The organism is Zunongwangia atlantica 22II14-10F7, from assembly GCF_002094855.1.
Lineage (GTDB): Bacteria > Bacteroidota > Bacteroidia > Flavobacteriales > Flavobacteriaceae > Zunongwangia > Zunongwangia atlantica.
The window spans coordinates 180,763-188,079 of sequence record NZ_ARYN01000011.1; the positions used below are offsets into that span (position 1 = coordinate 180,763).

General features: G+C 32.8%; 6 protein-coding genes. All 6 read right to left on the reverse strand.

Annotated features, from left to right (window positions below):
- Positions 1–10: 10 nt before the first annotated feature.
- The gene (locus IIF7_RS13300; RefSeq protein WP_139801330.1) at positions 11–3,385 is read right to left on the reverse strand and encodes a SusC/RagA family TonB-linked outer membrane protein; all 3,375 of its coding nucleotides are present in this window, start codon (positions 3,383–3,385) and stop codon (positions 11–13) included.
- 29 nt (positions 3,386–3,414) lie between these two features.
- Positions 3,415–4,020 (reverse strand): sigma-70 family RNA polymerase sigma factor, encoded by a 606-nt coding sequence (locus IIF7_RS13305; RefSeq protein ID WP_084842177.1) that lies wholly within the window; start codon positions 4,018–4,020, stop codon positions 3,415–3,417.
- Positions 4,010–4,939 (reverse strand): FecR family protein, encoded by a 930-nt coding sequence (locus tag IIF7_RS13310; protein ID WP_245801638.1) that lies wholly within the window; start codon positions 4,937–4,939, stop codon positions 4,010–4,012. The genes IIF7_RS13305 and IIF7_RS13310 overlap by 11 nt, the downstream gene beginning before the upstream one ends.
- A gap of 462 nt (positions 4,940–5,401) precedes the next feature.
- Positions 5,402–5,812: a hypothetical protein gene (locus IIF7_RS13315; RefSeq protein ID WP_139801331.1), complete on the reverse strand. Its 411-nt coding sequence runs from the start codon at positions 5,810–5,812 to the stop codon at positions 5,402–5,404.
- 310 nt (positions 5,813–6,122) lie between these two features.
- Entirely contained in the window at positions 6,123–6,539 is a 417-nt protein-coding gene (locus IIF7_RS13320) for a hypothetical protein (protein ID WP_084842180.1), read from the reverse strand.
- A 138-nt stretch (positions 6,540–6,677) separates the two neighbouring features.
- Positions 6,678–7,271, reverse strand: coding sequence for an acyl carrier protein (locus tag IIF7_RS21190; protein ID WP_084842181.1), 594 nt, complete (start codon positions 7,269–7,271; stop codon positions 6,678–6,680).
- Positions 7,272–7,317 lie beyond the last annotated feature (46 nt).

Here is a 7,317-nt window from a genome sequence, read left to right on the forward strand (position 1 = left end):
TTAGTGCTTTTTAAAAGTTAAGATTAAAACCAAATACAAATGTTCTTGAAGGTGGGTAAATACCACGATCTACACCTATATCAAGGTTACGGCTACTATTAGAATAATTTTGAAGCCCTATTTCAGGAGTCATTCCACTATAATCTGTAATAGTAAATACATTACTAGCCTGTGCATATACTCTTACATTCACATCACGAAATAGATCTTCAGGGAAACTATAGCCTAACTGTAAATTGTTTAGTTTTAAATACGATCCATTTTCAACATAATAAGAAGATGGGCGTATATTGTTATTAGGATCATCTAAACTTAATCTAGGAATATCAGAATTAGGATTATCTGGCGTCCATGCCCCTAATAAAGAAGAATCTTTGTTGTAAGCAGATTGATTAAAAAATTGAGTTTTGTACTTAGTTAGGTTATAAAGATCATTCCCAATACTTCCATTAAAGAACATGCCTAAATCGAAATTTTTATAATTCAATTTTACATTTAAACCTAAAACAACATCTGGATGAGGAGATCCAATATAGGTACGATCTTCATCGTCGATAACCCCATCGTTATTAATATCTCTAAATCGAATATCACCAGGCTGTGCGTTAGGTTGCATACCATAGTCATCAACTTCTTGCTGACTTCTAAATAATCCATCGGCCTCGTAACCAAAGAACGATGCAATAGGTTGTCCTACCGTACTTCTTGAAACTTCCTGATCGAAGTTAACACTATGAAGGGAAGAACTAGGAATACCCAGGTAAGCTACACTATGTAATTCGGTTAACTCGTTTTTGTATCCAGATATGTTTAAACCAAAATTATATCCAAAGTCACCTTTTTGATCATTGTACTCTATGTTTAGTTCATATCCTTTGTTCTGCATTTCTCCGTCATTAATCCACTGGCCGTCATTAGTTCCGCCATAGGTAAGTGGTACCGCATTGTAAACAAGAATATCTTCAGTTACTTTATTGTACAGTTCAGCTGTTACATTAAGTTTGTTATTAAAGAATCCAAGATCTACACCTACCGTAGTTTGTGTTGTAGTTTCCCATTGTAAGTTTGGATTTGGCACACGAGTTTGTGTTAAACCGGTAGAAACCGAATTTTGCCCGCCTGCAATAGGATAATCACTATAATTTGTGTTATTGCTATAACTATCTACAGTAGAGTAGGAAGGTACTTGCTGATTTCCTGTTTGTCCCCAGCTGGCACGTAACATCATACTGGTAAAGCCATCGCCTAGATCAAAAAAATCTTCTTTATCTAAACGCCATCCTGCAGAAAATGCTGGGAAAGTGCCCCAATTATTATTAGCAAGTCTAGAGGTTCCATCTCTTCTTATCGTTGCAGTTAGCAGATATTTTTCGTCAAAATTATATTTAACGCGACCAAAATAAGAGTTTAATTTCCATTCGCTAGCACCCCCGCTGTTTAATTGATTTTCTGTACCAAAACTTAAATATCTAAAATTTGGATCTTCATAAAGGAAGTTTTGACGAGAGGCCGAAAAGTTTTCCTGATAATATTCAATAGCCTCCTGGCCAACTAAAACATCTAGATTATGATCTCCGAAAGAACGGGCATAGTTAATAGTATTTGTAAAAGTGAACTGGTAGTTATAACTATTGTCTGTTCCTAAGTTGTTAATCGTATTTTGTGCCAGAATTTCGTCATAAACCGGGCTAAAACTTCTATAGTTGAAATTGTTATAATCTAAACCAAAAGAAGATTTAAATTCAAAATCACCAAAATTAAGACTTGCAAAAGCATTACCAAAAGCACGTACATTTTTACGGTCGTTATCTTTACTGCGGTATAAGTTTCCTAGTGGATTCCCAATATCATTAATTGGGTTTCCTCCAAAATTACCATTGATATCTCTTACCGGAACTATAGACGGAAATTGAAAAGCATCATATACGATACTTCCTAAAGAACTGTTGGTTCCTACAGAAACTTCTTTGGTATACGATCCAGAGAAATTTTCTCCAATAGTAAGCCAATCGGTAACATTATAACTGGAATTAAATCGTGCCGAATAACGTGCAAAATCGGTATATTCTATTACCCCTTCTTGATCGTAATACCCTAGGGAGAACGAATGCTGACCTTTTTCTGATCCTTTTTGAATAGAAATATTATAATTCTGAATTAATGCCGGACGCATAATTTCATCAACCCAATCTACATCACCGCTTGGTATGGTTTGTTCATCATTTAACCAGGCCGGAATTTCAGCTTGATTAGGATTATTTCCGTAGATATCGTGCGCAGGTGTTTGACCATCATTTTGGTAAGCCTGCCATAAAAGATCACCGTATTGTTGCGCGCTTAACATTCTGGGTAAATTAAAAGCCGACTGGATCCCGGCATAGCCATCCATACTTACTGAAAAAGAGTCTTTATTAGTCCCTTTTTTAGTAGTAATCACCACAACACCATTAGCAGCACGAGACCCATAAATAGACGAAGAAGCCGCATCTTTTAATACCTGCAGACTTTCTATATCCTGGGGGTTAATACTACTTAATCCGTTAGAGGTTGGTACCCCATCAATAATAACCAAAGGATCGTTATTATTAATAGTGCTAAAACCACGCACTCGTATAGAAGTTCCTCCACCAGGGCGGTTATCACTCATAACCTGTACGCCGGGCATTCTTCCCTGTAACATTTCTGTCACATTTGCTTTAGGCAAGGATTGGATTTCTTCAGGAGCAACAGAGGAAATAGAAGCTGTAATATTTTCCCTTTTTTCAGTTCCATAACCAACCACTACAATTTCATCTAAAGTATTAGTGTCTACCTGTAGGGTGATGTTGAATACAGATTGGTTAGCAATAGCTACATCTGCTCTTTGGTAACCAACAAAAGTAATACTTAATGTTTCTGCATTAGCAGGAATGTTTAAAGTGAAATTTCCATCAAAATCTGTGGCAGTTCCAATATCGGTACCTTTAACATAAACACTTGCACCGGGAATTGGCATATTGTTATTGTCCTTAACCACCCCTTTAATTTCACGTTGTTGTTGGTTGTTACTAATAGTTTCTTTCACTAAAATGCCACTATCGGTAACTTTAAACTGTAAAGAAGTAATACGCTGCAGTTCAGCTAAGGTTTCTTCTAGATTAGCATTGTTGATATTGATGCTAATATTTTTTTGTAGAAATGCCTGGTCTGATCTATAAATAAACCTCTTCTTAGATTGAGATTCGATAAGTTTAAAGACTTTTTCTACACTAACATTTTTAAGGTTGAGGTTAATGATTTTTTCAACCTGACTGCTGCTAGATTTTTTTAAACCATTTTCGTTGGCCTCTACATTGGTGACCAAAGAAAATGAAGCAAGAGCGAGTAATAAAATTTTGCGTTTCATTTGTAAGATTAAAGCATGATTTATTCTGATTAGTATTTATTTTGATGAAAATTTCTCAGTCCTTTACTGATATATTTCATCGCCAGAGCAATATGATTTTCGACCGTACGAGGAGACAGATCCATTATTTCTGAAATCTCACGATATTTAAAACCGTCTATTCTGCTTAATTCAAAGATTTGCCTTGATTTTTCCGGAATAGAATTCAATATCGATTGGATAATCTGAGCATTGATTTCTTTTTGTTCTTTGTCTATGATCTCTTCTTCTGTACTGGGAGAAAAAAGAATATTGCTTTGATATTGCGTATCTATTGAAAAAGATAAATGCGATTTTATAGGTTTTTTTAAGCTGTTTTTTGCGATGACATAGATGTAAGATTTTGGTTTTTCTATTTGATTTAATTCTTTTCTTTTATTCCATAGAATGATAAATACATCTGATACCCTTTCCTCAACAATGCTAATGTCTTTTTGGTAGGTTAGACCAAAGCGGCACAATGCATCATAGTATTTATTGAATAAAAGCTCTAATGCAGCATATTGCCCTTTAGCTATTTTCTGAAACAAATCTAGATCTTCCACCAGCGTGCAATTAGTACTTTTTGGAAGGGGTAGTAGTTTTTTAGTTTTCATCAGAAGCTATTATTAGATATTTTTTAGTGCCTTTTTTTATCACTTTCACATTGGTGATAAATTCCATAGAGCTTATAAATTCTTCCAGATTTTGGTCTTTAAAAGCACCTGTTATTCGTTGTTTTTCAAGACTTTTTTCTTCAATTGAAAATTGAACTCCAAAAAAGGTATTAATTTCTGGCAGGGCGTTTTTAAGCGAGAGGTTGTCTAGAAGCAAAATATTCTCTTTCCAGGCTAGGGTCTTTTCTGGGTTAAAATTACTTTTGGTAACTTCTTTGGTAGTGCAATCCCAGCTTAATTGTTCGTTAGGAAGCAGATTTACTTCATCATTCGAATGTTTTATTAGCACATTTACCTTTCCGGTAGCTAAGGAGACGGTTTTCTTTTTTGTTCGGGTATTAATCCCAAAACTGGTGCCTAAAACCTTAATTTTCATATCGTTGGTATGCACTATAAAAGGGCATTCAGGATTCTTTACAACATCAAAAAATGCTTCTCCTTCCAACCATATTTCTCTGGGATTATCAAAAATCTGAGCATATTTTATTTTTGATGCTGAATTGAGAATCACCTCACTACTGTCTGGAAGCTTAAATCGAAGTCGTTCGCCAGCTTCAGTCATCTTTATATTTGTATAATTAGAATCTGAAGAAAAATAGAAAGCGCTTATCCCAGAGATTAAGAATAGGAGCAATAATGCAGCATAGGCATATAGATTTTTAAAAACAGATTTTCGTTTTATTTTGCCCTCTATTTTTTGCTGACTTATTTTGGGATGTAGTTCGAGATCATTGGCGGGATAGGCTGTCCAGATATTTAAGTATTCTAAATAAAGGCTTTTAAGTTCGTTATCAATACTAAGTTCGATTTCAAAAACCGATCGATCTTCAGGAGACATCTCTTTATTGAGATATCTCATACATTTTAATTCTTTAGGAGTAATGTCCTGCATATTCAAATTCCACGTTTACTATTAGGAGTGTGGAAATTGAAAAATCCCCTAGTTTTGAATGTCACGAAAAGGTAAAATCAAAAAAAAGATTCTTAATATTATTTTAACTTTTTAAAGATGGCTGGGCCAAATAATTGATAGACCTAAGTTAGGTACATAAATGGATGAGAGGATAGGTATTTCTAGCTCTATTTAGTTATTTTAGAGAGCTAACTTGCAGAATTTGTAAACTGTTTGCGGTTATCACGAGTGGAGGAATAGGGAAGCGGAAATGTAGGCTTAAAGATTTTATTTCTTAGTTTCTAATGTTACACATTTTTATAGATTGGCGATTTTTTTCATTTTTTTAAATAATCTATGTATTGTAAAGTCATAATTAAAAGAAATAATCATTTCAGTATTTATCTGTAATCTTATTTCATCTAGTAATTATTTTGCTTTAGTAATATCTTCCTGATTAACAATAAAAGTCGTTTTGATCTCATTATAAAAACTCCCAACCATTATTAAACTCCAATCTTCTTCACCGATGCAAATCCAATTTTTATCATCGATTATATTTTTAGTTAAGATTTTATTTCCATCATCAATAATAATTTCAGCGTCGCCATTTAAAAATATATCAGGAACCGCGCAATTCATTTCTTTAACAGACCTTCCCCAATTATCTTCAATTATTGTTTCTTGAAATGACTCACAAATGATGGTAGTGTCTTGAAATATTTGTACTATAATTTTATAATCTGTGTTATTGGTTATGCTTGTAATATATTTACTATCAGAATCACCACAGCTTATTAGAAAAAAACAAATAATAAATAAGCTAATTAAACATTTCATATTAACCATTATTATATTGTTTTTAATGCACTTTTTTAATTCAAAAACTAATCAATTCGTCTTATTTTTTTCTAAAAATTTTCTTCTGCTTCTATTACAACTTAGAATTTGATTTATCAGCTATACGCATTACTAATAAATCTAGTTAAAAATATCGAATATCGTATCAATTATTTGGCTGTATGATGATAATCGAAATTAACCAGGTATTCGGGATAAAATGGTTCAGCTATTATAGCTATTGTGATGTTTTTAAATGAAGATAAATTTAGAACTAATGTATAATAAGGTTGGATTACTTTATGGTGATTTACCTGATTTTTAATTTAAGCCACTTATTTCGCCAAATAGTGATTGTCGCGATGATGCCGAAAAGAAAAAGTAGAAAAATTGCGATCCCAACATTTTTTGAAACCACATGAAAATTGAAAGTGATAAGACCAATTAGTGGAAAAATTGCTCCGAATAATGGCATTTTTCTATTCAGAAATTTATTTCCGCTAACGCTTATTTTTGAGTTTTCAGTAATGCTCTTTAAATCCATTTTTTCACTTCCACACCATTGAATTTTTGCTTTTAAAGGTTCATTACCCCATTCTTCTGGTATTTCTATTGTTTTTGCTTCTCCATTATTTAAACTGGTTAGCGTATGTTTTCCAAGTAATATTTCATACGAACAGTTTTTGTTAAAACTTTCTTTTGGTCTATGTAAAGTGATTTTTTTCATAAACAGTAAATAGAATTGAAAGTGAACAGTTAGGATTTAGTTTCTAAACTTATGATAATAATAAATATAGCTAAAAACATCGAATATCGATTAATTATTTACCTGTAGTTGATTATACGCTTTGTTGGAGAACGTTTTTTAGTCAATTCCTAAATCATCTGTTATTGAGTGTTCCAATTTAATCTCACTAATTGGTATTCCCATATTTCTGTTTATAATTCCGATTATTATTCGCTCAACTTCATATTTACTCGTTACATTTTGGATGTCAATGAGTTTTTCTTGATTCAATGCAATTGTCCAATGAATTAAGTCACGTATTGTTCCGCTCGAAACAGGTGTAGTTCTTTTTATGGTTTTCATTCCGAAAATTTTTACGTGAGAACCTAAATTTGGATTAAAATCAAGAGCAACTAATTCAGGTAATTCAAGCCCGATTTCTGTTTCCAAGAGATACCAGTTTTCTTTCAGTTCGGTTTGAGTAAGCAATTCTGATAATTTTGTTTCGGGTTTAATTGCTTTATCTGTCAATTTCAGATTCTGAAATGCTTTTCTAATTCGATAAAAAACGATTTGAGTTAAGCATTTTTCAGTCGGATTTATAATGATTTTGTCATAAACAGAATCCACAAAATTTTGAACTGTATAAATTTTTTCCGCTTCGGAATCCTCAATTCTTATTCCAAATTTGTTCTCTACTGACATCAATAATTCTACAGAATCTAATCCCATTTCTGGTTCGGTTTAAATGTTTACCAACGGTCTCCTTTACTTTGTT

What these genes read in the sequence shown, in the direction of transcription:
- IIF7_RS21190 (WP_084842181.1), bottom strand. Translation starts at nt 7,271, where the DNA reads ATGGGATTAGATTCTGTAGAATTATTGATGTCAGTAGAGAACAAATTT.
- IIF7_RS13300 (WP_139801330.1), bottom strand. Translation starts at nt 3,385, where the DNA reads ATGAAACGCAAAATTTTATTACTCGCTCTTGCTTCATTTTCTTTGGTC.
- IIF7_RS13315 (WP_139801331.1), bottom strand. Translation starts at nt 5,812, where the DNA reads ATGAAATGTTTAATTAGCTTATTTATTATTTGTTTTTTTCTAATAAGC.
- IIF7_RS13305 (WP_084842177.1), bottom strand. Translation starts at nt 4,020, where the DNA reads ATGAAAACTAAAAAACTACTACCCCTTCCAAAAAGTACTAATTGCACG.
- IIF7_RS13320 (WP_084842180.1), bottom strand. Translation starts at nt 6,539, where the DNA reads ATGAAAAAAATCACTTTACATAGACCAAAAGAAAGTTTTAACAAAAAC.
- IIF7_RS13310 (WP_245801638.1), bottom strand. Translation starts at nt 4,939, where the DNA reads ATGAGATATCTCAATAAAGAGATGTCTCCTGAAGATCGATCGGTTTTT.